The organism is Serratia sp. CY55921 (genome assembly GCF_052167655.1).
Taxonomy (GTDB): domain Bacteria; phylum Pseudomonadota; class Gammaproteobacteria; order Enterobacterales; family Enterobacteriaceae; genus Serratia; species Serratia ureilytica.
The window spans coordinates 182,048-206,345 of the sequence record NZ_JBJNMU010000004.1 but is presented as its reverse complement, the minus strand read 5'-3'; the positions used below and the strand labels follow the sequence as shown (position 1 = coordinate 206,345).

Sequence of the window (24,298 nt, the reverse complement as noted above, 5' to 3'; positions counted from 1 at the left end):
CATATTTCCTTCATTTTTATGCCGTCCCCGCTGGCTAAACTAGTATCCTGTAAGGAGTGTCATTTTTGTGGCAATGAGTGCCCGCACCCCTGCCTTTTGGAGAGAATTTTCGCCGCCATGAATGCAAAACCCCAACGCCGTTCCCTGATGCCGCGCCTGCTGGTTGCGGCCATCCTGGTCATCGCCGCCGTCTTCGCCTGGCGTTATTTTAACGCCGCTCAACCGCCGGCCGGCACGGCCCCGGGCGCGCAGCAGGCCGGCGGCAAAGCGGGGGCCGGTCGCGCGGCGGGCGGGCGGCGCGGCGCGCCGATGTCGCCGGTGCAGGCGGCGACGGCCACGCAACAGACGGTGCCGCGCTATCTTTCCGGCTTGGGCACCGCCATCGCCGCCAATACCGTCACCGTCACCAGCCGGGTCGACGGCCAACTGATGGCGATCCACTTTACCGAAGGCCAGCAGGTCAAAGCCGGCGATCTGCTGGCGGAGATCGATCCCCGGCCGTTCCAGGTTCAGTTGACCCAGGCGCAGGGGCAGTTGGCGAAAGATCAGGCCACGCTGGCCAACGCCCGGCGCGATCTGGCGCGCTATCAGCAATTGGTGAAAACCAATCTGGTTTCCCGTCAAGAGCTGGATACGCAGGCCTCGCTGGTGCAGCAAACCGAAGGCGCCATCAAAGCCGATCAGGGCGCGGTCGACAGCGCCAAACTGCAGATCACCTACAGCCGCATCACTGCGCCAATCGACGGCCGCGTCGGGTTGAAACTGGTCGACGTCGGCAACTACGTCACCAGCGGCAGCACCACCGGTTTGGTGGTGATCACGCAGACGCACCCGATCGACGTGGTGTTCACGCTGCCCGAAGGCAACATCGCCGATCTGCTCAAGGCGCAAAAAGCCGGGCCGGTGAGCGTCGAAGCCTGGGATCGCACCAACCAGAACAAGCTGACGACCGGTTCGCTGCTGAGCCTGGACAACCAAATTGATACCGCCACCGGCACCATCAAGCTGAAAGCGCGCTTCGCCAACGAAGACGACGCGCTGTTCCCCAACCAGTTCGTCAACGCGCGGCTGCAGGTGGATACCCTGCACGATGCGGTGGTGATCCCGACCGCCGCGCTGCAGATGGGCAACGAAGGCAACTTCGTCTGGACGCTCAGCGAAGACAACAAGGTCAGCAAACACCGGGTCACCGCCGGCGTGCAGGACAGCCGGCAGGTGGTGATCAGCGCCGGCCTCAACGCCGGCGATCGGGTGGTGACCGACGGCATCGATCGCCTGACCGAAGGCATGCAGGTGGAAGTGCTGGCGCCGAACGACGCGCCTGCGGCGTCAAAAGCCAAGCGCGAACCTGACGTTCAGAGGAAGTCCTGATGCAGGTGATGCCACCGACCCGCGGCGGCGGCCCTTCCCGCCTGTTTATCCTGCGCCCGGTCGCCACCACCCTGCTGATGGTGGCGATACTGCTGGCGGGGATCATCGGCTATCGCGCGCTGCCGGTTTCCGCGTTGCCGGAAGTGGACTACCCAACCATCCAGGTGGTGACGCTGTACCCCGGCGCCAGCCCGGACGTGGTCACCTCCGCCATTACCGCGCCGCTGGAACGCCAGTTCGGCCAGATGTCCGGCCTGAAGCAAATGGCGTCGCAAAGCTCCGGCGGCGCCTCGGTGGTGACGCTGCAATTCCAGCTGGCGCTGCCGCTCGACGTCGCGGAGCAGGAAGTGCAGGCGGCGATCAACGCCGCCACCAACCTATTGCCGAACGATCTGCCCTACCCGCCGATTTACAGCAAGGTTAACCCGGCCGATCCGCCGATCCTGACGCTGGCCGTCACCTCCACCGCCATGCCGATGACGCAGGTGGAAGACATGGTGGAGACGCGCGTAGCGCAGAAAATCTCTCAGGTGACCGGCGTCGGCCTGGTGACCCTGGCTGGCGGCCAACGCCCGGCGGTGCGTGTAAAACTGAACGCCGCGGCGGTCGCCGCCTATGGCCTGAACAGCGAAACCATCCGCACCGCCATCAGCAACGCCAACGTCAACTCGGCAAAAGGCAGCCTGGACGGCCCGACCCGCTCGGTCACCCTGTCCGCCAACGACCAAATGAAATCCGCCGACGACTATCGCCAGCTGATCGTCGCCTATCAGAACGGCGCGGCGATCCGCCTGCAGGATATCGCCACCATCGAACAAGGGGCGGAAAATACCCGACTGGCGGCCTGGGCCAACCAGCAACAGGCGATCGTGCTGAACATTCAGCGCCAGCCCGGCGTCAACGTCATCACCACCGCCGACAGCATCCGCGAAATGCTGCCGACGCTGATTAAAAGCCTGCCCAAGTCGGTCGACGTCAAGGTGTTGACCGATCGCACCACCACCATCCGCGCCTCGGTCAGCGACGTGCAGTTCGAGCTGCTGCTGGCGATCGCGCTGGTGGTAATGGTGATCTACGTGTTCCTGCGCAACGTGCCGGCGACCATTATCCCCAGCGTGGCGGTGCCGCTGTCGCTGGTCGGCACCTTCGCCGCCATGTATTTCCTCGGCTTCTCCATCAATAACCTGACGCTGATGGCATTAACCATTGCCACCGGTTTCGTGGTGGATGACGCCATCGTGGTGATCGAGAACATCTCGCGCTACATCGAGAAAGGGGAAAAACCGCTCGACGCCGCGCTGAAAGGGGCCGGCGAGATCGGCTTCACCATCATCTCGCTGACCTTCTCGCTGGTGGCGGTGCTGATCCCGCTGCTGTTCATGGGCGACATCGTCGGCCGCCTGTTCCGCGAGTTCGCCGTGACGCTGGCGGTGGCGATTTTGATCTCCGCCGTGGTATCGCTGACGCTGACGCCGATGATGTGCGCCCGCATGCTCAGCCACGAATCGCTGCGCAAGCAGAACCGCTTCTCCGCCGCCTCTGAGCGCTTTTTCGAGCGCGTGATCGCGCGATACGGCCAGTGGCTGAAAACGGTGCTTAACCACCCCTGGCTGACGCTCGGCGTGGCCGTGGGCACCCTGGCGCTGACGGTGTTGCTGTACCTGCTGATCCCGAAAGGCTTCTTCCCGGTGCAGGACAACGGCATCATTCAGGGCACGCTGGAGGCGCCGCAGAGCGTTTCGTTCAGCAACATGGCCGAGCGCCAGCAGCAGGTCGCGGCGCAGATCCTCAAAGATCCGGCGGTGGAAAGCCTGACCTCGTTCGTCGGCGTCGACGGCAGCAACGCCACGCTCAACAGCGGCCGGCTGCAGATCAACCTGAAGCCGCTGAGCGAACGCAGCGACCGCATTCCGGCGATCATCAGCCGGTTGCAGCAGCAAACGGCGCAGTTCCCCGGCGTGAAGCTGTACCTGCAGCCGGTGCAGGATCTGACCATCGATACCCAGGTCAGCCGCACCCAGTACCAGTTCACCCTGCAGGCGATGTCGCTGGACGATCTCAGCCTGTGGGTGCCGCAGCTGATGGATGAGCTGAAACAAACCCCGCAGCTGGCGGACGTCACCAGCGATTGGCAGGATCAGGGGCTGGTCGCCTACGTCAACGTCGATCGCGATTCGGCCTCGCGCCTCGGCGTCACCATGAGCGACGTGGACAATGCGTTGTACAACGCCTTCGGCCAACGCCTGATCTCCACCATCTACACCCAGGCCAATCAATACCGGGTGGTGTTGGAGCACGACGTCAGCGCGACGCCGGGGCTGGCGGCGCTCAATGAGATCCGTCTGAGCGGCAAGGACGGCGCCGTGGTGCCGCTGAGCGCCATCGCCAAAATCGAAGAACGGTTCGGCCCGCTGTCGGTCAACCACCTCGACCAATTCCCGTCGGCCACCGTCTCGTTCAACGTCGCCGCCGGCTACGCGCTCGGCGAAGCGGTAGACGCGGTCACCCAGGCGGAAAAAAATCTCGCCATGCCGAAAGACATCACCACCCAATTCCAGGGCGCGACGCTGGCCTTCCAGGCGGCGCTCGGCAGCACGCTGTGGCTGATTTTGGCGGCGGTGGTGGCGATGTATATCGTGCTGGGCGTGCTGTATGAAAGCTTCATTCATCCGGTGACCATCCTCTCCACCCTGCCGACCGCCGGGGTCGGCGCGCTGCTGGCGTTGATGCTGGCCGGCAGCGAACTGGACGTGATCGCCATCATCGGCATCATCCTGCTGATCGGCATCGTGAAGAAGAACGCCATCATGATGATCGACTTCGCGCTGGCGGCGGAACGCGAACAGGGCTTATCGCCGCGCGACGCCATTTATCAGGCCTGCCTGCTGCGTTTCCGGCCGATCCTGATGACCACGCTGGCGGCCTTGCTCGGCGCGCTGCCGCTGATGCTGAGCACCGGCGTCGGCGCGGAGCTGCGGCATCCGCTGGGCGTCTGTATGGTCGGCGGCCTGATCATGAGCCAGATCCTGACGCTGTTCACCACGCCGGTGATCTACCTGCTGTTTGACAAACTGGCGCGCAACACGCATCGCCAGCCGGATACGCAGGAGCTGCCGTGAAATTCTTCGCCCTGTTCATTCACCGGCCGGTGGCCACCACCCTGCTGACGCTGGCCATCGCCATCAGCGGCGCGATCGGTTTTCGCCTGCTGCCGGTGTCGCCGCTGCCGCAGGTGGATTTTCCGGTGATTTCGATCAGCGCGTCGCTGCCGGGCGCCTCGCCGGAAACCATGGCCTCCTCGGTGGCGACGCCGCTGGAGCGCGCGCTGGGCCGCATCGCCGGGGTCAATGAAATGACCTCGATGAGCTCGCTCGGCAGCACCCGGGTGATTTTGCAGTTCGATCTCAGCCGCGACATCAACGGCGCCGCGCGCGACGTGCAGGCGGCGATTAACGCCGCGCAAAGCCTGTTGCCGACCGGCATGCCGAGCCGCCCCAGCTATCGCAAGGTCAACCCTTCCGACGCGCCGATCATGATCCTGACGCTGACGTCGGACACCTACAGCCAGGGGCAGCTTTACGACTTCGCGTCCACCCAGCTGGCGCAGAAGATCAGCCAGACCGAAGGCGTCGGCGACGTTTCCGTGGGCGGCAGCTCGCTGCCGGCGGTGCGCGTGGAGTTGAACCCTTCGGCGCTGTTCAATCAGGGTGTTTCGCTGGATGCCGTGCGGCAGGCCATCAGCAACGCCAACGTGCGCCGCCCGCAGGGCGCCGTCGAAAACCCGCAGCAACGTTGGCAAATCCAGGCCAACGACGCGCTGAAAACCGCCGACGCCTACCGCCCGCTGATCGTTCATTACAACAACGGTTCGGCGGTGCGGCTCGGCGACGTGGCCGAGGTCAAAGATTCGGTGCAGGACGTGCGCAACGCCGGGATGACCGACGCCAAGCCGGCGATCGTTCTGGCCATCAGCCGCGCGCCGGACGCCAACATCATCGAAACCGTCGATCGCATTCGCGCCGAGCTGCCCGCGCTGCAGGAAAACATTCCGGCCGCAATCTCGCTCAACGTCGCGCAGGATCGCTCGCCGACCATTCGCGCGTCGCTGGCCGAGGTCGAACAGTCGCTGGCGATCGCCATCGGGCTGGTGATCCTGGTGGTGTTCATCTTCCTGCGCTCCGGCCGCGCCACGCTGATCCCGGCGGTCGCCGTGCCGGTGTCGCTGATCGGCTCGTTCGCCGCCATGTACCTGTGCGGCTTCAGCCTCAACAACCTGTCGCTGATGGCGCTGACCATCGCCACCGGCTTTGTGGTGGACGACGCCATCGTGGTGCTGGAAAACATTTCCCGCCACGTCGAGGCCGGCATGAAACCGATCAACGCCGCGCTGCTGGGCGCGCGGGAGGTCGGTTTCACCGTGCTGTCGATGAGCGTTTCGCTGGTGGCGGTGTTTATCCCGCTGCTGCTGATGGCGGGCCTGCCCGGCCGGCTGTTCCGCGAATTCGCCGTCACCCTGTCGGTGTCGATCGGGCTGTCGCTGATCGTCTCGCTGACGCTCACGCCGATGATGTGCGCCTATCTGCTGCGCCACCAGCCGGCACGTTCGCAGCGGCGCGCGCGCGGCTTCGGCAAAATGCTGCTGGCGCTGCAGCAGGGATACGGACGCTCGCTGAACTGGGTGCTTGGCCACTCGCGCTGGGTGCTGGCGGTGTTCCTCGCCACCATTGCGCTCAACGTCTGGCTGTATATCAGCATCCCGAAAACCTTCTTCCCCGAACAGGATACCGGCCGCCTGATGGGCTTTATCCAGGCCGATCAGAGCATCTCGTTCCAGGCGATGCGCGGCAAACTGGAAGATTTCATGAAAATCGTGCGCGAAGATCCGGACGTGGAAAACGTCACCGGCTTTACCGGCGGCTCGCGCACCAACAGCGGCTCGATGTTCATCTCACTGAAACCGCTGTCGGTACGCAGCGACGACGCGCAGAAAGTGATCGCCCGCCTGCGCGCTCGCCTGGCCAAAGAACCGGGCGCCAGCCTGTTCTTGATGGCGGTGCAGGATATCCGCGTCGGCGGCCGCCAGGCCAACGCCAGCTACCAATATACGCTGCTGGCGGATGACCTCGCCGCGCTGCGCGACTGGGAACCGAAGATCCGCGCCGCGCTGGCGGCATTGCCCGAGCTGGCGGACGTCAACTCGGATCAGCAGGATAAAGGCTCGGAGATGGATCTGGTCTACGATCGCGAGACCATGGCGCGTCTCGGCATTTCGGTGTCCGACGCCAACAACCTGTTGAACAACGCCTTCGGCCAGCGACAGATTTCGACCATCTATCAACCGCTCAACCAATACAAAGTGGTGATGGAAGTGGCGCCGCCTTACACTCAGGACGTCAGCTCGCTGGACAAGATGTTCATCATCAACAACGAAGGCAAGGCGATACCGCTCTCCTACTTCGCCAGTTGGCGACCGGCCAACGCGCCGCTGTCGGTCAACCATCAGGGGCTGTCCGCCGCCTCGACCATCTCCTTTAACCTGCCGGACGGCGGCAGCCTGTCGGACGCCACCGCCGCTGTCGAGCGCACCATGACTCAGCTCGGCGTGCCGTCCACGGTGCGCGGCGCCTTCGCCGGCACCGCCCAGGTGTTCCAGGACACCCTGAAGTCGCAGCTGATCCTGATCCTGGCGGCGATCGCCACGGTGTATATCGTGCTCGGCGTGCTGTACGAGAGCTATATCCATCCGCTGACCATCCTCTCCACCCTGCCTTCCGCGGGCGTGGGGGCGCTGTTGGCGCTCGAGCTGTTCGGCGCGCCGTTCAGCCTGATCGCGCTGATCGGCATCATGCTGTTGATCGGCATCGTGAAGAAAAACGCCATCATGATGGTCGACTTCGCGCTCGAGGCGCAGCGCAACGGCGGCATCAGCGCCCGCGAGGCGATTTTCCAGGCCAGCCTGCTGCGCTTCCGGCCGATCCTGATGACCACGCTGGCGGCGCTGTTCGGCGCGCTGCCGCTGGTGTTGACCAGCGGCGACGGCGCGGAGCTGCGCCAGCCGCTCGGCATCACCATCGCCGGCGGTCTGGTGATGAGCCAGCTGCTGACGCTGTACACCACGCCGGTGGTCTATCTTTACTTCGACCGGCTGCAGGCGAAGTTCCGCCGCAACAAGCAGCTGGCCCCGCTGCCGCACTAATGGCCGACCGATGCTGATGAAACACACCGCCACGGTACGTTGGCAACTCTGGATAGTGGCGTTCGGCTTCTTTATGCAGACGCTGGATACCACTATCGTCAATACCGCCCTGCCCTCGATGGCCGCCAGCCTGGGGGAGAACCCGCTGCGCATGCAGTCGGTGATCGTCGCCTATGTGCTGACGGTGGCGGTGACGCTGCCGGCCAGCGGCTGGCTGGCGGACAAGGTCGGCGTACAGCGGGTGTTTTTCAGCGCCATCGTGCTGTTTACCCTCGGCTCCCTCCTCTGCGCCCGCTCGGCAACCCTGAACGAGCTGATCGCCTCGCGCGTGCTTCAGGGCATCGGCGGCGCGATGATGGTGCCGGTCGGCCGCCTGACGGTGATGAAGATCGTGCCGCGCGAGCAGTACATGGCGGCGATGACCTTCGTGACGCTGCCGGGCCAGATCGGTCCGCTGATGGGGCCGGCGCTGGGCGGACTTCTGGTGCAATACGCCAGCTGGCACTGGATTTTCCTGATCAATATTCCGGTGGGCATCGTGGGCGCCATCGCCACGCTGCTGCTGATGCCCAACTACCAAATGCAGACCCGTCGTTTCGATCTCAGCGGCTTTTTCCTGCTGGCGATCGGCATGGCGTCGCTGACGCTGGCGCTCGACGGCCACAAAGGCATGGGCCTGACCGGCGGCGCCATCGCCGGCCTGGTGGCGCTGGGCGCGGCGGCGTTGTTGGGGTATGTTTGGCATGCCTACGGCAATAGCCGCGCCCTGTTCTCGCTGCGGCTGCTGCGCACCCCGACCTACAAGATCGGGCTGCTGGCCAGTCTGCTGGGGCGCATCGGCAGCGGCATGCTGCCGTTCATGACACCGCTGTTTCTGCAGGTGGGCATGGGCTTCACGCCGTTCCACGCCGGGCTGATGATGATCCCGATGATCATCGGCAGCATGGGCATGAAGCGCATCGTGGTGCAGGTGGTCAACCGCTTCGGCTACCGCAACGTGCTGGTGGCCGCCACGCTGCTGCTGGCGCTGGTCAGCCTGAGTTTCCTGCTGGCGGCGATGCTCGGCTGGCTGTGGCTGCTGCCGGTGATACTGTTCTTCCAGGGGATGGTCAACGCATTGCGCTTCTCGGCGATGAATACCCTGACGCTGAAAGACCTGCCGGACCGGCTGGCCAGCAGCGGCAACAGCCTGTTGTCGATGGTCATGCAGCTGTCGATGAGCCTCGGCGTCAGCGTCGCCGGCATCTTGATCGGCAGCTTCGCCCATCACCAGGCGGTGGCCGACAGCCCGGCCATCCACAGCGCATTTATTTACAGCTACTGCTGTATGGCGTTGATTATCGCCCTGCCCGCGCTGGCCTTCGCGCGCGTGCCGGCGGATAGCGCGCCTAACCGCACGCTGGCCAAAGAGCCGGGCACCGGCTCAACGAGGTTGCAATGAAGATAGGCATTACCGGGAAGCTGTTCCTGGCCATTTTCGCCACCTGCATGCTGGTGTTGATCACCATGCACTGGGGGGTGCGCGTCAGCTTTGAGCGCGGTTTTATCGACTACATCAAGAGCAGTAACGAGCAGCGCATCAACATGCTGAGCGAAGCGCTGGAGGAGCAGTACAGCCATCATGGCAACTGGATATTCCTGCGCAACAACGATCAGGTGGTCTACCAAATCATGCGTTCGTTCGAGCAGAACAGCGACAGCAGCCACAACCTGCCGCCCAAGGGCTGGCGCACCCAGTTTTGGGTGGTGGACAGCCAGTTCAATCGGCTGGTCGGGCATTCCGGCCCGTTGCCGAAAGAGGGGCCGCGCCACCCGATCCGCTACAACAACGAGATCGTCGGTTGGGTGCTCACTACCCCGGTCGAACGCCTGACGCGCAATACCGACATCAACTTCGATCGCCAGCAGCGCCGCACCAGCTGGATCATCGTCGCGCTCTCCACCCTGCTGGCGGCGGCGGTGACCTGGCTACTGTCGCGCGGCATGCTGGCCCCGGTTAAACGCCTGGTGGCGGGCACCCATCGATTGGCGGCGGGCGACTTCACCGCCCGCGTGGCGGTCAGCAGCCAGGATGAGCTGGGCAGGCTGGCGCACGACTTTAACCAGTTGGCCACCTCGCTGGAGAAAAATGAACAGATGCGCCGCGCCTTTATGGCCGACGTGTCGCACGAACTGCGCACGCCGCTGGCGGTGCTGCGCGGCGAGCTGGAGGCGCTGCAGGACGGCGTACGCCAGCCGACGCCCGCGTCGCTCAGCTCGCTGCAGGCCGAGGTGTCCACCCTGACCAAACTGGTCGACGACCTGCACCAGCTTTCGCTCTCCGATCTCGGCGCGCTGGCCTATCGCAAATCGTCGGTGGACTGCGTGCATCTGCTGCAGATCGCCGTCGCCGCCTTCCGCGAGCGCTTTCGCGCCAAAGGGCTGGAGATCGTCACCCATCTGCCGCCCCAGGCGCCGCTGTTCGGCGATCCCGATCGCCTGAATCAGCTGTTCAATAACCTGTTGGAAAACAGCCTGCGCTACACCGATGCCGGCGGCCGGCTGGAAATCAGTGCCGAGCTGCAGCCGGGGCGGCTATCCCTCTGCTGGCAGGACAGCGCGCCAGGCATCAGCGATCAGCAACTGACGCGCATTTTCGAACGTTTCTACCGGGCGGAAGGCTCGCGCAACCGCGCCAGCGGCGGTTCCGGATTAGGGCTGGCGATCTGCCACAACATCGTGGAAGCGCACGACGGGAAAATCCGCGCCGAGCATTCGCCTTTAGGCGGCGTGCGCATTACAGTAGAATTTGCTACCCCGATAAAAAATAAGGCGCCCTGATGGACATTCAGAATCAACCCGTGCAGATCATGATTGTTGAAGATGAGCCCAAGCTGGGCCAGCTGCTGGTGGATTATCTGCAGGCGGCGGGCTACGCCACCCGTTGGCTGACCAACGGCAACGAAGTGGTGCCGACCGTGCACCAGCATCCGCCGGCGCTGATCTTGCTCGATCTGATGCTGCCGGGCGCCGATGGGCTGACGGTGTGCCGCGAGCTGCGCCGCTTCAGCGACGTACCGATCGTGATGGTGACGGCGAAAATCGAAGAGATTGACCGCCTGCTGGGGCTGGAGATCGGCGCCGACGATTACATCTGCAAACCCTACAGCCCGCGCGAAGTGGTAGCGCGGGTGAAAACCATCCTGCGCCGCAGCTATCGGCCGCAGGAGAATGCGCGGGAAGATGACCTGCTGCACATCGATGAACCGCGTTTCCAGGCCAGCTATCAGGGGCAGTTGCTGGATCTGACGCCGGCGGAGTTCCGCCTGCTGAAAACGTTGGCCAGCCAGCCGGGCAACGTATTTTCGCGCGAGCAGCTGCTGAACAACCTGTATGACGACTATCGGGTGGTCACCGACCGCACCATCGACAGCCACATCAAAAACCTGCGCCGCAAGCTGGAGCTGATCGACGGGCAAAAATCCTTTATCCGCTCGGTATACGGCGTCGGTTACCGCTGGGAAGCCGAACCCTGCCGGCTGGTGAATGGGGTTTAGGGGAGAGAATCGACCGCGTTCCACCAAGGCGCGCGGTCAGCCACACCCTGTTGTCGCTCATCCGACAGCAGGAAGTCGTGTGGTAGGGCTGTGTTAGCGATCATTCTCAACAGAGGCTCCCAACCTTTATCGCTGCCCTCGCTTTTATCATTTCCTACTGACCGTTCGATTTTTTCCATCCTTGGCGCTCCTGTGCAAAATTTGCCCTATTTTATCTCTGCAAGGTGAACCCGCCAAGATGAAATCGCGAGTGTTCCACGGCTTAGACGTCCCAAATACTGCGCTGCGCAATCACCGCCCCTCCCTTAGCTTCCCGTGCGGCGCCGAGCTTCTCGGGCGAAAACTCCGCGCCGGCGCAAAAAAATTGCGCATTTTTTCGACTAAGCTGCTGTGAGGTTTAGCCACCGATTTTCAAGCGATTGGCTACACTTACATCACGAATCGGAACCTACAGGAGAAGAACCATGGCAATCGGTCATTACGAGCTGAAAAAAGCAAAGAACGGACAGTACCACTTCAACCTGAAAGCCAGTAACGGCGAGATCATTCTGGCCAGCGAGATGTACGCCAGCAAAGCGTCGGCGGAGAACGGCATCGCCTCGGTGCAGACCAATTCGCCGCATGAAGCGCAGTTTGAGCTGAAGCACAGCACCAGCAACCAGCCCTACTTTGTGCTGAAGGCCAAGAACCATCAGGTGATCGGCGTCAGCGAAATGTACAGCTCCGAAAGCGCAGCCAAAAACGGTATCCAGTCGGTGATTAAAAACGGCCCGACCACCGATATTCGCGATTTGAGCGCCTGATCCCCCGTTTCGCCCGCGCGGTGGCCGCCATCGCGCGTTTTCCGTTTGACCGGGATCAATCTCCCTTGAATAAATCCGGTTAACTGCTGATTTTTTGCCGCGCCGCGGCTACAATCCCCCGCTTTTACTGCGCCATCAGGTGGCGTGGTGCTGACCTGAAATCAGACCGAGACACACTATGTTTACACCGGAACTTCTCTCCCCGGCCGGAACGCTGAAAAACATGCGTTACGCCTTCGCCTACGGCGCCGATGCGGTTTACGCCGGCCAGCCGCGCTACAGCCTGCGGGTGCGCAACAACGAGTTCAACCACGAGAATCTGGCGCAGGGCATCAACGAAGCGCACGCGCTGGGTAAAAAATTCTACGTGGTGGTCAACATCGCCCCGCACAACGCCAAGCTGAAAACCTTCCTGCGCGATCTGAAACCGGTAGTCGATATGGGCCCGGATGCGCTGATCATGTCCGATCCTGGCCTGATCATGATGGTGCGCGAAGCCTTCCCACAGATGGACATCCACCTGTCGGTGCAGGCCAACGCCGTTAACTGGGCGACGGTGAAGTTCTGGAAACAAATGGGCCTGACCCGCGTGATCCTGTCGCGCGAGCTGTCGCTGGAAGAGATCGCCGAGATCCGCGCCGAAGTGCCGGACATGGAGCTGGAGATCTTCGTCCACGGCGCGCTGTGCATGGCCTACTCCGGCCGCTGCCTGCTGTCCGGCTACATCAACAAGCGCGATCCCAACCAGGGCACCTGCACCAACGCCTGCCGTTGGCAGTACAAGGCGGAAGAAGGCAAAGAGGACGACACCGGCAATATCGTGCACCTGCACGAGCCGATCCCGGTGCAGACCGTCGAGCCGACGCTGGGCATCGGCGCGCCGACCGACAAGGTATTCATGCTGTCTGAGGCGCAAAAACCAGGCGAATATATGAGCGCCTTCGAGGACGAACACGGCACCTACATCATGAACTCCAAGGATCTGCGCGCCATCCAGCACGTAGAGCGTCTGACGCAGCTCGGCGTGCATTCGTTGAAGATCGAAGGGCGCACCAAGTCCTTTTACTACTGCGCGCGTACCGCCCAGGTCTACCGCCGCGCCATCGACGACGCCGTTGCCGGCAAACCGTTCGATCCGACCCTGCTCACCACGCTGGAAGGCCTGGCGCACCGCGGCTATACAGAAGGCTTCCTGCGCCGCCACGTGCACGAAGCGCAGCAGAACTACGAATACGGCTCTTCGCTCTCCGAGCGCCAGCAGTTCGTCGGCGAGTTCACCGGCGTGCGCCGCGAAGGCTGGGCGGAAGTCGACGTGAAGAATAAATTCTCACTCGGCGACAGCGTCGAGATGATGACGCCGGGCGGCAACGTGCTGTTCACCCTCGAAAGCATGCAAAATAAGAAAGGCGAGCCGATTGAGGTCGCGCCGGGCAACGGCCATATCGTTTATTTGCCGATCCCGCAGGATATCGATCTCAATTATGCTTTGCTGATCCGCAATTTGGCGGAAGAAAATAGCGCCGGAGCCTAACAATGAATCGCCGTCATTCGGCGGCGATTTTTAGCAAATATTAGAATTGGATCACATCAATGTGCCCGCAGCTTGGTTACTATCACGCTGCTTAAAACGAACAACGAAAATATTTGCATAGCAATACTAGGAACCACCTCCTTAGCCGGCCCAATCTCCCTTGGGCTGGCTTTTTCTTTATGGGCCCGCCATTGCCGCCGGCGCGCCTATTTCTCATTACGTTTTCCCGTTATCCATTTTAATAAAAATAATAACGCCACATCGATATATAAATAACGCTATAGCGATTAATCCTGCCGCCATTAAAATTGCGCTTATTGTCAGGTTAAATTCAGATAAATTCGCATCGTCTTCATATTCACGGCGCAATGGGAAATAACCGGAATTAGCTGAATATTCTGATGGCTTGGCGGCCTGGGCTGGTTTATCTTGAGGCATTATTGGTTTTCCGCCGGAGGAGCTCGGCAATGCCTCAACACTCACATGCACCAGCACTGCTTATCATCAACGGCAAGGGCGCCGGCAACGAAGAGCTGCGCCAGGCCGTCAACCGGCTGCGCGAAGAGCAGATAACGCTGCACGTGCGCGTCACCTGGGAACACGGCGACGCCGCGCGCTACGTCGCGGAAGCCGCTCGGCTCGGCGTCGGCACCGTCGTCGCCGGCGGCGGTGACGGCACCATCAACGAAGTGGCCGCCGCGCTGGCGCAACTGCCGGCGCAAGGTCGGCCGGCGCTGGGCATTTTGCCGCTCGGCACCGCCAACGACTTCGCCATGGCCTGCAACATTCCCCTCTCGCCCGAGCAGGCGCTGCAGCTGGCGATCAAGGGCCGCTCGGTGCCTATCGATCTGGCCAAGGTCAACGGCGAGCGCTACTTCATCAACATGGCCACCGGCGGCTTCGGCACCCGTATCACCACTGAAACGCCGGAGAAGCTGAAGGCGGCGTTGGGCGGCGTGTCCTACTTCGTTCACGGCTTATTGCGCATGGATACGCTGCAGGCCGACCGCTGTGAAATCCGCGGGCCGGACTTCCGCTGGGCCGGCGAAGCGCTGGTGATCGGCATCGGCAACGGCAAACAGGCCGGCGGCGGCCAGGAACTGTGCCCCAACGCGCTGATTAACGACGGGCAGTTGCAGCTGCGCCTGCTGATCGCCGATGAACTGCTGCCGGCGCTGGTGGCCGCCCTGTTCAACGACGAAGAGAGCAACAGCATCCTCAGCGCCGCGCTGCCGTGGCTGGAGATCGACGCGCCGCATGAGATGACCTTCAACCTCGACGGCGAGCCGCTCAAAGGACGCCATTTCCGCATCGAAGTGGTGCCGCAGGCCATCGAATGCCGCCTGCCGCCGAACTGCGCCCTGCTGGGCTGACCTTGTCGGGCGCAGCCGCTGCGCCCCGCTTCTTCCCCTCCGTTCATCCGCTTCCACTCGCGATCAAATGTGATCCTCTCCGGCAAATTCATCAATTCATACTTGTATGGTAGTTAGTTCATGGCGTATTTTCGCGCTATCTCTCCGCAGCTACAGGATGTGAAGGTTATGAAAATCGTCAACGCCGAGGTGTTCGTCACCTGCCCGGGGCGCAACTTTGTCACGCTGAAAATCACCACCGATGACGGCATCATCGGCCTCGGTGACGCCACGCTGAACGGGCGCGAATTGCCGGTGGCCTCTTACCTGAAAGATCACCTCTGCCCGCAGTTGATCGGCCGCGACGCGCAGCGGATCGAAGACCTCTGGCAATTCTTCTACAAAGGCGCTTACTGGCGGCGCGGCCCGGTGACCATGTCCGCCATTTCCGCCGTCGACATGGCGCTGTGGGACATTAAGGCCAAGGCCGCCAATATGCCGCTGTATCAGCTGTTGGGCGGCGCCTCGCGCTCGGGAGTGATGGTGTATTGCCATACCACCGGCCACTCGATCGACGAGGTGCTCGACGACTATGCCAAACATAAAGAGCAAGGTTTTAAGGCGATCCGTGTGCAATGCGGCGTGCCGGGCATGAAAACCACCTATGGTATGGCCAAGGGCAAAGGCCAGGCCTATGAGCCGGCCACCAAGGGCGAATGGCCGGAAGAGCAGCTGTGGTCGACGGAGAAATACCTCGATTTCACCCCCAAACTGTTCGATGCGGTGCGCAACAAGTTCGGCTTCAACGAGCATCTGCTGCACGACATGCACCACCGCCTGACGCCGATCGAAGCGGCGCGCTTCGGTAAAAGCGCCGAGCCGTATCGTCTGTTCTGGATGGAAGATCCGACGCCGGCGGAAAATCAGGCCTGTTTCCGCCTGATCCGTCAGCATACCGTCACGCCGATCGCCGTCGGCGAGGTGTTCAACAGCATCTGGGACTGCAAACAGCTGATTGAAGAGCAACTGATCGACTACATCCGCACCACCCTGACGCACGCGGGCGGTATCACCGGCATGCGGCGCATCGCCGACTTCGCCTCGCTGTATCAGGTGCGCACCGGTTCACACGGCCCCTCCGATCTGTCGCCGATCTGCATGGCGGCGGCGCTGCACTTCGATCTGTGGGTCCCAAACTTCGGCGTGCAGGAATACATGGGCTATTCCGAGCAAATGCTCGAGGTGTTCCCGCACAGCTGGACGTTCGACGACGGCTATATGCATCCGGGCGACAAGCCGGGCATCGGCATCGAGTTCAACGAGAAGCTGGCGGCCCGTTACCCCTATGAACCGGCCTACCTGCCGGTCGCGCGTCTGGAGGATGGCACTTTATGGAACTGGTAAACACCATGCGCAGCGTCGTGATAGAACAGCCCGGGCGCCTGGCGCTGCAGACGCGCGCGCTGCCACAGCCGGCGGCCGGCGAGGTGCGGGTCAAGGTGAAATTCGCCGGTATCTGCGGCTCCGACGTCCATATCTATCACGGCCATAACCCGTTCGCCCGCTATCCGCGGGTGATCGGCCACGAGTTCTTCGGCCTGGTCGATGCGCTGGGCGAAGGCGTCGATCCGGCGCGCCTCGGCGAACGCGTCTCGGTAGACCCGGTGGTGAGCTGCGGCCACTGCTATCCCTGTTCGGTCGGCCGCCCCAACGTCTGCACCTCGCTGCAGGTGATCGGCGTGCACCGCGACGGCGGCTTCAGCGACTACGCCTGCGTGCCGGCGCGCAACGCCTATCCGGTTCCGGCCACCATCAGCGATCGCCACGCCGCGATGATTGAACCCTTCAGCATCGCCGCCAACATTACCGCGCATCTGCAACCGCGCCCCGACGACATCGCGCTGATCTACGGCGCCGGGCCGATGGGGCTCACGGTGATCCAGACGCTGAAAGGCGTGTACGGCGTCAAGCAGGTGTGGGTCGTCGATCGCATCGCCGAGCGGCTGGAGATGGCGCGCGCCAACGGTGCTGATGAAGAGTTCAACAACGCCGAGGCCGCATTGCCTCAGGCGCTGCAGCAGCGCGGCGTTCAGCCGACGCTGATCGTCGATGCCGCCTGCCACCCCGCCATTTTGCCGGAGGCGATCGCGCTGGCTTCGCCGGCGGCGCGCATCGGCATCATGGGCTTTTCCGGCGACGCCTGCACCCTGACCCAGCAGAGCATCACCAGCAAGGAGCTGTCGATCTTCTCCTCGCGCCTGAACAGCGCGCGCTTCCCGCAGGTGATCGCCTGGATGGCGGACGGCAAGCTGGACCCGCAGCGGCTACTCACCCACTGCGTGCCCGCCGGCGACGTCGAACGGGCAATGCAGATGTTCGAGCGGGATCAGCGCACCTGCTGCAAGGTACTGCTGCAGTTCGAGTAACGTCACGGCAGCATCGGGGCATGGGGCGGCACCCGCCGCCCGTGCAAACAACGAAGCATCACGATTAAAACAACACCCAGTGGAGTGCTTTATGTTTAAGAACCTGCGTTGGACCATCGTGTTCCTGCTGTTCATGGTCTACATGATCAACTACCTCGATCGCGTGGCGCTGTCGATCACCGTGCCGATGATCGAACAGGATCTGATGCTAAACGCCGAACAGTTCGGCCTGATCTTCGGCAGCTTCTTCTTCGGCTACGCCATCTTCAACTTCGTCGGCGGGCTGGCGGTCGACCGTTTCGGCCCGACGCTGGTGTTAGGCGTGGCGGTCGGTCTGTGGTCCATCTTCTGCGGCATGACGGCGATCGCCACCGGCTTTTACTCGATGCTGATCCTGCGCGTCCTGTTCGGCATGGCCGAAGGGCCGATTTGCGCCTCGGCCAACAAGATGATCAACGGCTGGTTCCCGAAGAAGCAGGCGGCAACCGCCATGGGCCTGCTCAGCGCCGGTTCGCCGTTGGGCGGCGCGGTGGCCGGGCCGATCGTCGGCTATCTGGCGCTGGCGTTCGGCTGGCGGCCAGCGTTTATGATCATCTGCGCCATCGGCATCGTCTGGATGCTGGTGTGGTTCTTCGTGGTGGCGGATAACCCGGCGAAAAGCCAGCGCGTCAGCAACGAAGAACGGGCGCTGATCGCACGGTTGAAACAGGAAAACCTCGGCGAGGAAAGTGCGCTGAGCGACGCCGCGCACGGGCTGGGTTACTACCTGAAGCAGCCGATCATTCTGGTCACCGCCTTCGCCTTCTTCTGCTACAACTACATTCTGTTCTTCTTCCTGAGCTGGTTCCCCTCGTATCTGGTGCAGGCGCACAACCTGAACATCAAAGAGATGAGCCTGACCACGATGATCCCGTGGATCGTCGGCTTCGTCGGGCTGGCGCTCGGCGGCTATATTTCGGACAAAATCTTCAACATCACCGGCAAATTGCTGCTGTCGCGCAAGATCGTGCTGGTCACCAGCCTGCTGGCGGCGGCGGTGTGCGTGGCGCTGGCGGGCACCGTCAGCAGCGTGGTGCCGGCGGTGATGCTGATGTCAGTGTCGATCTTCTTCCTCTACATTACAGGCGCTCTCTACTGGGCGATTATCCAGGACGTAGTGCATAAATCCCGGGTCGGTGGCGCCAGCGGGTTCATTCATTTGATCGGCAGCGTCTCCGGCATCATCGGGCCGATCGTCACCGGCTACATCGTGCAGAACACCGGCAAATTCGACAGCGCCTTTATGCTGGCGGGCGGCGTCGCCGCGCTGGGCGCGCTGCTGGTGCTGCTGGTGATCAAGGCGCCGCGCTCAACGGCGGGCGTGCAAATCTTAAAACCCTAACGCCAGGCGGGGCGGCTTCGCCCCTTTGCTTACCTCTCCAGGGACATTGAACATGAGACTTTCCGACCGCAGCGCGCTGCCGGCCGCCGTTATCCGGCCCGGCTACGCACGTGAGCGCGTGAAACCGCGCATGGCGCATATCGGCTTCGGCGCGTTTCACCGCGCGCACCAGGCGATGTACGCCGACAGGCTGGCCAGCGAGCACGGCAGTGACTGGGGCTACTGCGAAATCAGCATGCAGCACGGCTGGCAAAAGATCGCCGACCTGCAGCAACAGGATCTGCTGTTCTCGGTGGCGGAGATGGACGACGATGGCTGGCGGGGCCGGGTCATCGGCGTGGTGCGCCAGGCGCTGCACCTGCAAACCGACGGGCTGGCGGCAGTGCTGGCGGCGCTGACGCAGCCCGAGATCGCCATCGTCTCGTTGACCATCAGCGAAAAGGGCTATTGCCACCACCCCGCCAGCGGCCGACTGATGGCGGAACACCCGGCGATCGCGCATGATATCGCCCACCCGGCACAGCCGGAGTCGGCGCCGGGGCTGCTGCTGGCGGCGCTGCGCCTGCGCCGTGAACGCGGGCTGCCGCCGTTCGCCGTGATGTCCTGCGATAACATGCCGGCCAACGGCCGGGTCACGCGCCAGGTGCTGCTCGAGCTGGCGCAGCGGCAGGATCCGGCGCTGGCCGACTGGGTGCGTCAAGAGGTCGCCTTCCCTTCCACCATGGTGGATCGCATTGTGCCGGCAGTAACGCCGGAGACCCGCCGACAGTTGCACGCCTGGCTGGGCGGCGCCGAGGATGAGGTCGGCGTGGCCTGCGAGCCGTTCAGCCAGTGGGTCATTGAGGACCGATTTCCCCAGGGGCGCCCGGCCTGGGAAAAGGTCGGCGCCGAACTGGTGAGCGACGTGCTGCCGTACGAGGAGATGAAGCTGCGCATGCTGAACGGCAGCCATTCGTTCCTCGCTTATCTCGGTTATCTGGCCGGCTATCAGCACGTTGGCGACTGCATGCAAGATGCGGATTTTGTCCGCGCCGCCCGTCACCTGATGCTGGCGGAACAGGCGCCGACCCTGCAGGTGCCGAACGTCGATTTGGCGCAGTATGCCGACTCGCTGCTGCAACGTTACCGCAACCGCGCGCTGAAGCACCGCACCGCGCAGATCGCCATGGACGGCACGCAGAAGCTGCCGCAGCGGCTGTTGGACGCGATCCGCTGGCATCTGGCGCGCGGCAGCCGCTTCGACTGCCTGGCGCTGGGCGTCGCCGGCTGGATGCGCTACGTCGGCGGCCGCGATGAACAAGGCGCGCCGATCGCCATCAGCGATCCGCTGCGCGAACGCCTCGCCGCGTTGGTCGCCGGCAGCGAGGAAGGCCGGCCCCGCGTCCTGGCGCTGCTGCAACTCGACAGCGTCTTCGGCCACGATCTGCCCGATTCACCTGACTTCGTCAACGCCGTCAGCCACGCTTATCATCAACTGCTGAGCCTGGGGGCCAAAGCCGCCGTCGCCGCTCTGCCGCTTACCGACCGGGAGGTTTCCGATGACCATCACCACGCATAACGCCGTCAATACCGGCAATCAACCGCTGCTGCGGCGCGTCGCCAGCGCGTCGGCCATCGGCACTGCCGCCGAATACTATGATTTCTTCGCCTACGGCACCGCCGCGGTGCTGTTCTTCGGCCAGCTGTTTTTCCCCAGCGCCGATCCGCTGATCAGCACGCTGGCGGCCTTCGCCACCTACGCGGTCGGTTTCCTGGCGCGTCCGCTGGGCGGCATCGTGTTCGGCCACATCGGCGACAAGGTCGGCCGCAAGAAGGCGCTGGTGATCACCATCCTGATCGTCGGCCTCGGTACCTTCTGCATCGGCCTGCTGCCCACCTATGAGCAGATCGGCATCTGGGCGCCGCTCGCGCTGATCTTTATCCGCGTGCTGCAGGGCTTCGGCGTCGGCGGCGAACAGGCCGGCGCGGTGCTGATGACCGCCGAATACGCGCCACCGCCGCGGCGTGGCTTCTACGCCAGCTGGGTGCAGATCGGCGCGCCGGCCGGTTTCCTGCTGCCGTCCGGGCTGTTCGCGCTGCTGACCGCCGTGCTGTCGCCGGCGCAGATGCTGGACTGGGGCTGGCGCATTCCGTTCCTGCTCAGCCTGCTGCTGGTGCTGGTCGGGCTGTTTATTCGCCTGAAGATCGACGAGTCGCCGGTGTTTACCCAGATCCGCGCCACCAAGGCGGTGGAGAGCCGGCCGGTGGTGGAAGTGGCCCGCCGCTATCCCGGCCTTATCGGCAAAGGGGTGTGCGCCAAGCTGATCGAGGCCTGCGCCTTCGCCATGTTCACAGTGATCGTACTGGCCTACGGCAAGGCCAACCACCTCAACGAAAGCATTCTGCTGGAGGCGATGATCGTGGCGGTGCTGCTGGAGATTTTCGCCATTCCGCTGATGGGCCGCCTCTCCGATCGACTGGGGCGCAAACCGGTTTACATCGCCGGCGCGCTGCTGCAGGTGGTATGCATCGTGCCGTTCTTTATGGCGATCAACCTCGATAATTTCTGGGTAACGCAGATCGCCATGATCGTGGTGCTGACCTTCGGCCACAGCATGTGCTACGCGCCGCAGGCCTCTTACTTCCCGGAGCTGTTCCCCACCCGCGTGCGCTGCAGCGGCATCGCGCTGATCTGGCAGATCGGCTCGCTGATCGGCAGCGGCATTCTCGGGCTGTTGGCGGTGAAGATCCTGCAGGTGACCGGCGGCCACTACTACGGGCTGGCAGGGTACATGATGGTGCTGGGCGTGGTGTCGGCCATCGGCCTGAGCCTGATGCCGGAAACCGCGCCAGGGCGGCGCAAGCAGGAATATCAGGATTGGCATCACTGAGTTACCCTGCCCGGCGGGTAGATTTATCCACCCGCCCTTAACCAATAATCTGCTAGTATGGTGGCATTCGAATTCCAGCCAGATGCCTGATTGTCGCCATGTCTGAAACGTACAGTCTCACCAACAACGTCCCGGTCAACCAACAGATCTATCGCTTCCTGCGCAAGGATATCGTCGACTGCACCATCCCCCCCGGCACCCTGCTGTCCGAGAAAGAGATCTCCACCCGCTTTTGCGTTTCGCGCCAGCCGGTACGCGAAGCCTTCATCAAGCTGGCGGAGGCCGGCCTGGTTCAGATCCTGCCGCAGCGCGGCACCTTCGTGATGAAAATCTCCGCCAAGCGCGTGGCCGACGGGCGCTTTATCCGTCAGGCGGTGGAATGCGCCATCGTGCGCCGCGCGGCCGAGCGCGCCAACCCGGCGCAGCTGATGACGCTGGAGCATAACCTGCACCGCCAGGCGCTGGCGGCGCAGAACGGGCAAACGCGCGAGTTTTTGGCGCTGGACGACGAATTCCACCAGCTGCTGACCCAGTTTGCCGACTGCCCGCTGGCGTGGGAGACCATCGAAACCATCAAGGCCACCATGGATCGGGTGCGTTTCCTCAGCCTGAGCGAAGTCTCGCCGCCGGAGAGCCTGATCAAGCAGCACTACCGCATCTACGAAGCGCTGAAAGCGCGCGATGCCGAGGCGGCGGAGCGCGCCATCCACGATCATCTGCAGGAGATGATCTACTCCATCACCCCGATCTCCCAACAGAATACCGCGTGGTTCGAGATCGAATAATCAACCGCTTAGCAAGCCGGGGGCGATCGCCCCCGCGTATTTGGCCACGCCAATGGCATTTCCTCTCAATCGCATCTATTGTTTGTCCTTGCCGGATCAAGTTCGGTAGCATCGCTTTACAGCTTCAATCACCGCTTTTTTACTACGCCGGTGGTCAAAAACCCTTGCATTGCCGGTGTATGAAGAAGCTTAATCGGGAGTGAATCATGACTGATATTGTGCAGTTGCTAGGAAAGGAAGCGGAAGATCTGCTGCAACACCGCTGTACCACTATCCCCGCCGAGAATCTCTACCTGCCGGGCGCCGACTTCGTCGACCGCGTAATGATCGATAACAACCGCCCCAACAGCGTGCTGCGTTCGATGCAAACCCTGTTCAACCACGGCCGCCTGGGCGGCACCGGTTACCTGTCGATCCTGCCGGTCGATCAGGGCATCGAGCACTCCGCCGCCGCCTCGTTCGCCGCCAATCCGCTGTATTTCGATCCGAAGAACATCGTCGAGCTGGCGATTGAAGCCGGCTGTAACTGCGTCGCCTCCACCTACGGCGTGCTGGCGTCGGTATCGCGCCGCTATGCGCATAAAATTCCGTTCCTGGTCAAACTCAACCACAACGAAACGCTGAGCTACCCGACCCAGTACGACCAGACCCTGTACGCCAGCGTCGAGCAGGCGTTCAACATGGGCGCAGTGGCGGTTGGCGCCACCATTTACTTCGGCTCCGAGCAGTCGCGCCGCCAGATCGAAGAGATCTCGATCGCCTTCGAGCGCGCGCATGAGCTGGGCATGGTCACGGTGCTGTGGGCCTATCTGCGCAACCCGGCGTTCAACAAGGACGGCGTGGACTACCACTCCAGCGCCGACCTGACCGGCCAGGCCAACCACATCGCCGCCACCATCGGCGCCGACATCGTCAAACAGAAAATGGCCGAAAACAACGGCGGTTACCGCGCGGTGAAATTCGGCTATACCGACGATCGCGTCTACACCAAGCTGACCACCGATCACCCGATCGATCTGGTGCGCTACCAGCTGGCCAACTGCTACATGGGCCGCGCCGGGCTGATCAACTCCGGCGGCGCCGCCGGTGAGAACGATCTGCAGGAATCGGTGCGCACCGCAGTGATCAACAAACGCGCCGGCGGCATGGGCCTGATCCTGGGGCGTAAAGCGTTTAAGAAATCGATGAAAGACGGCGTGGCGCTGATCAACGCCGTACAAGACGCCTACCTGGACAAGAAGGTCACCATCGCCTGATGTGACAGACCGCCTGTCCCAAAGCCCGGTTCGCCGGGCTTTTTTGTGCCCGTTATCCCGCCTCTCGCGCCGTTCACCTTCTCTTTCTTTCACTTTAAACTTTCAAAATAAAATATTTATCTTTCAAATTGTGATCTATTTAAAACAAATAGCCCAACAAAGTGACTACTGTAAGGCCCATGGCGACAGAGCCGCCGTTCGCTCCAGGCCATATCAGTCCATTACAGGAGAACATAATGATTGAGCTAATCACCCACGGCGCCGAGTGGTTTATCGGCCTGTTTCAAAAAGGCGGTGAAGTGTTTGTCGGCATGGTGACCGGCATTTTGCCTTTATTGATCAGCCTGTTGGTTATCATGAACGCGCTGATCAAATTTGTTGGCCAGGAACGTATCGAACGATTGGCGCAGCGCTGCGCGGGCAACCCCGTCTCGCGTTATCTGCTGCTGCCGCTGATCGGCACCTTTGTCTTCTGCAACCCGATGACCCTCAGCCTGGGGCGCTTCATGCCGGAGAAATACAAGCCGAGCTACTACGCGGCGGCCTCCTACAGCTGCCACTCGATGAACGGCCTGTTTCCGCACATCAACCCCGGCGAGCTGTTCGTTTACCTCGGCATCGCCAGCGGCCTGACCACCCTCGGCCTGCCGCTCGGCCCGTTGGCGGTGAGCTATTTCCTGGTGGGGCTGTTCACCAACTTCTTCCGCGGCTGGGTCACCGATCTCACCACCAGTCTGTTCGAACGCAAGATGGGCATCCGTCTGGATCGCCAGGTGCAACTTTAATTCGTG

At 62.6% G+C, this 24,298-nt stretch carries 19 protein-coding genes; 17 read left to right on the top strand and 2 right to left on the bottom strand.

All coding sequences use genetic code 11. The features are described from left to right. Positions 1-117 precede the first annotated feature (117 nt). Genes ACJ8M3_RS19045 through baeR form a run of 6 tightly spaced genes read left to right on the top strand, consistent with a single transcriptional unit; the run spans position 118 to position 11,103 of the window. Positions 118-1,371, top strand: a complete 1,254-nt coding sequence (locus tag ACJ8M3_RS19045; RefSeq protein WP_033651547.1) for an MdtA/MuxA family multidrug efflux RND transporter periplasmic adaptor subunit — start codon at positions 118-120, stop codon at positions 1,369-1,371. After that, positions 1,371-4,490 (top strand): MdtB/MuxB family multidrug efflux RND transporter permease subunit, encoded by a 3,120-nt coding sequence (locus ACJ8M3_RS19040; protein WP_089197328.1) that lies wholly within the window; start codon positions 1,371-1,373, stop codon positions 4,488-4,490. Before ACJ8M3_RS19045 ends, ACJ8M3_RS19040 begins: the two co-directional genes overlap by 1 nt. Continuing rightward, on the top strand, positions 4,487-7,567 hold the full coding sequence (gene mdtC / locus ACJ8M3_RS19035; RefSeq protein ID WP_047574078.1) for a multidrug efflux RND transporter permease subunit MdtC: 3,081 nt from the start codon (positions 4,487-4,489) through the stop codon (positions 7,565-7,567). The genes ACJ8M3_RS19040 and mdtC overlap by 4 nt, the downstream gene beginning before the upstream one ends. A gap of 10 nt (positions 7,568-7,577) precedes the next feature. Continuing rightward, positions 7,578-9,008, top strand: coding sequence for a multidrug transporter subunit MdtD (gene mdtD, locus ACJ8M3_RS19030; protein ID WP_033644060.1), 1,431 nt, complete (start codon positions 7,578-7,580; stop codon positions 9,006-9,008). Continuing rightward, complete coding sequence (baeS, locus tag ACJ8M3_RS19025) at positions 9,005-10,387, top strand: two-component system sensor histidine kinase BaeS (protein ID WP_033644061.1); 1,383 nt, start codon at positions 9,005-9,007, stop codon at positions 10,385-10,387. The genes mdtD and baeS overlap by 4 nt, the downstream gene beginning before the upstream one ends. After that, positions 10,387-11,103, top strand: coding sequence for a two-component system response regulator BaeR (gene baeR, locus ACJ8M3_RS19020; protein ID WP_033644062.1), 717 nt, complete (start codon positions 10,387-10,389; stop codon positions 11,101-11,103). Before baeS ends, baeR begins: the two co-directional genes overlap by 1 nt. Here baeR and ACJ8M3_RS19015 read toward each other — a convergent pair. Beyond that, positions 11,100-11,282, bottom strand: a complete 183-nt coding sequence (locus ACJ8M3_RS19015) for a hypothetical protein (protein WP_033644063.1) — start codon at positions 11,280-11,282, stop codon at positions 11,100-11,102. The two genes, baeR and ACJ8M3_RS19015, sit on opposite strands and share 4 nt — an antisense overlap. A 285-nt stretch (positions 11,283-11,567) precedes the next feature. On the opposite strand from ACJ8M3_RS19015, the gene ACJ8M3_RS19010 reads away from it, so the two are divergent. Further along, positions 11,568-11,906 (top strand): YegP family protein, encoded by a 339-nt coding sequence (locus tag ACJ8M3_RS19010; protein ID WP_033644064.1) that lies wholly within the window; start codon positions 11,568-11,570, stop codon positions 11,904-11,906. A gap of 178 nt (positions 11,907-12,084) precedes the next feature. Continuing rightward, entirely contained in the window at positions 12,085-13,437 is a 1,353-nt protein-coding gene (trhP, locus tag ACJ8M3_RS19005; protein ID WP_046897730.1) for a prephenate-dependent tRNA uridine(34) hydroxylase TrhP, read from the top strand. A 216-nt stretch (positions 13,438-13,653) separates the two neighbouring features. Here trhP and ACJ8M3_RS19000 read toward each other — a convergent pair whose 3' ends face one another. After that, on the bottom strand, positions 13,654-13,875 hold the full coding sequence (locus ACJ8M3_RS19000; protein ID WP_127897175.1) for a hypothetical protein: 222 nt from the start codon (positions 13,873-13,875) through the stop codon (positions 13,654-13,656). A gap of 29 nt (positions 13,876-13,904) precedes the next feature. Between ACJ8M3_RS19000 and yegS the strand changes: the two genes are divergently transcribed. The 9 genes from yegS to srlA all read left to right on the top strand — a co-directional run bounded on the left by yegS (position 13,905) and on the right by srlA (position 24,292). Further along, positions 13,905-14,810, top strand: coding sequence for a lipid kinase YegS (gene yegS / locus ACJ8M3_RS18995; RefSeq protein ID WP_033644066.1), 906 nt, complete (start codon positions 13,905-13,907; stop codon positions 14,808-14,810). Between the two features lie 168 nt (positions 14,811-14,978). Further along, on the top strand, positions 14,979-16,193 hold the full coding sequence (gene manD / locus ACJ8M3_RS18990) for a D-mannonate dehydratase ManD (protein WP_047574071.1): 1,215 nt from the start codon (positions 14,979-14,981) through the stop codon (positions 16,191-16,193). A 5-nt stretch (positions 16,194-16,198) separates the two neighbouring features. Further along, positions 16,199-17,215 (top strand): Zn-dependent oxidoreductase, encoded by a 1,017-nt coding sequence (locus tag ACJ8M3_RS18985; RefSeq protein ID WP_197787524.1) that lies wholly within the window; start codon positions 16,199-16,201, stop codon positions 17,213-17,215. A gap of 91 nt (positions 17,216-17,306) precedes the next feature. Then, positions 17,307-18,596: an MFS transporter gene (locus ACJ8M3_RS18980; RefSeq protein ID WP_047574063.1), complete on the top strand. Its 1,290-nt coding sequence runs from the start codon at positions 17,307-17,309 to the stop codon at positions 18,594-18,596. Positions 18,597-18,648: 52 nt separating this feature from the next. Then, on the top strand, positions 18,649-20,154 hold the full coding sequence (locus ACJ8M3_RS18975; RefSeq protein ID WP_089197330.1) for a mannitol dehydrogenase family protein: 1,506 nt from the start codon (positions 18,649-18,651) through the stop codon (positions 20,152-20,154). Continuing rightward, positions 20,135-21,466, top strand: coding sequence for an MFS transporter (locus tag ACJ8M3_RS18970; RefSeq protein ID WP_089197331.1), 1,332 nt, complete (start codon positions 20,135-20,137; stop codon positions 21,464-21,466). Before ACJ8M3_RS18975 ends, ACJ8M3_RS18970 begins: the two co-directional genes overlap by 20 nt. A gap of 98 nt (positions 21,467-21,564) precedes the next feature. Then, positions 21,565-22,251, top strand: coding sequence for a GntR family transcriptional regulator (locus ACJ8M3_RS18965; protein WP_197775914.1), 687 nt, complete (start codon positions 21,565-21,567; stop codon positions 22,249-22,251). Between the two features lie 206 nt (positions 22,252-22,457). Then, entirely contained in the window at positions 22,458-23,507 is a 1,050-nt protein-coding gene (fbaB, locus tag ACJ8M3_RS18960) for a class I fructose-bisphosphate aldolase (RefSeq protein WP_015378749.1), read from the top strand. Positions 23,508-23,743: 236 nt separating this feature from the next. Next, positions 23,744-24,292, top strand: a complete 549-nt coding sequence (gene srlA / locus ACJ8M3_RS18955) for a PTS glucitol/sorbitol transporter subunit IIC (RefSeq protein ID WP_004941528.1) — start codon at positions 23,744-23,746, stop codon at positions 24,290-24,292. The last annotated feature ends 6 nt before the right edge of the window (positions 24,293-24,298 follow it).

Bases quoted from the DNA above. Each gene is read 5' to 3' on its own strand.
- ACJ8M3_RS19045 (WP_033651547.1), top strand. From the start codon at position 118: ATGAATGCAAAACCCCAACGCCGTTCCCTGATGCCGCGCCTGCTGGTT.
- ACJ8M3_RS19040 (WP_089197328.1), top strand. From the start codon at position 1,371: ATGCAGGTGATGCCACCGACCCGCGGCGGCGGCCCTTCCCGCCTGTTT.
- mdtD (WP_033644060.1), top strand. From the start codon at position 7,578: ATGCTGATGAAACACACCGCCACGGTACGTTGGCAACTCTGGATAGTG.
- baeS (WP_033644061.1), top strand. From the start codon at position 9,005: ATGAAGATAGGCATTACCGGGAAGCTGTTCCTGGCCATTTTCGCCACC.
- baeR (WP_033644062.1), top strand. From the start codon at position 10,387: ATGGACATTCAGAATCAACCCGTGCAGATCATGATTGTTGAAGATGAG.
- ACJ8M3_RS19015 (WP_033644063.1), bottom strand. From the start codon at position 11,282: ATGGAAAAAATCGAACGGTCAGTAGGAAATGATAAAAGCGAGGGCAGC.
- ACJ8M3_RS19010 (WP_033644064.1), top strand. From the start codon at position 11,568: ATGGCAATCGGTCATTACGAGCTGAAAAAAGCAAAGAACGGACAGTAC.
- trhP (WP_046897730.1), top strand. From the start codon at position 12,085: ATGTTTACACCGGAACTTCTCTCCCCGGCCGGAACGCTGAAAAACATG.
- ACJ8M3_RS19000 (WP_127897175.1), bottom strand. From the start codon at position 13,875: ATGCCTCAAGATAAACCAGCCCAGGCCGCCAAGCCATCAGAATATTCA.
- yegS (WP_033644066.1), top strand. From the start codon at position 13,905: ATGCCTCAACACTCACATGCACCAGCACTGCTTATCATCAACGGCAAG.
- manD (WP_047574071.1), top strand. From the start codon at position 14,979: ATGAAAATCGTCAACGCCGAGGTGTTCGTCACCTGCCCGGGGCGCAAC.
- ACJ8M3_RS18985 (WP_197787524.1), top strand. From the start codon at position 16,199: ATGCGCAGCGTCGTGATAGAACAGCCCGGGCGCCTGGCGCTGCAGACG.
- ACJ8M3_RS18980 (WP_047574063.1), top strand. From the start codon at position 17,307: ATGTTTAAGAACCTGCGTTGGACCATCGTGTTCCTGCTGTTCATGGTC.
- ACJ8M3_RS18975 (WP_089197330.1), top strand. From the start codon at position 18,649: ATGAGACTTTCCGACCGCAGCGCGCTGCCGGCCGCCGTTATCCGGCCC.
- ACJ8M3_RS18970 (WP_089197331.1), top strand. From the start codon at position 20,135: ATGACCATCACCACGCATAACGCCGTCAATACCGGCAATCAACCGCTG.
- ACJ8M3_RS18965 (WP_197775914.1), top strand. From the start codon at position 21,565: ATGTCTGAAACGTACAGTCTCACCAACAACGTCCCGGTCAACCAACAG.
- fbaB (WP_015378749.1), top strand. From the start codon at position 22,458: ATGACTGATATTGTGCAGTTGCTAGGAAAGGAAGCGGAAGATCTGCTG.
- srlA (WP_004941528.1), top strand. From the start codon at position 23,744: ATGATTGAGCTAATCACCCACGGCGCCGAGTGGTTTATCGGCCTGTTT.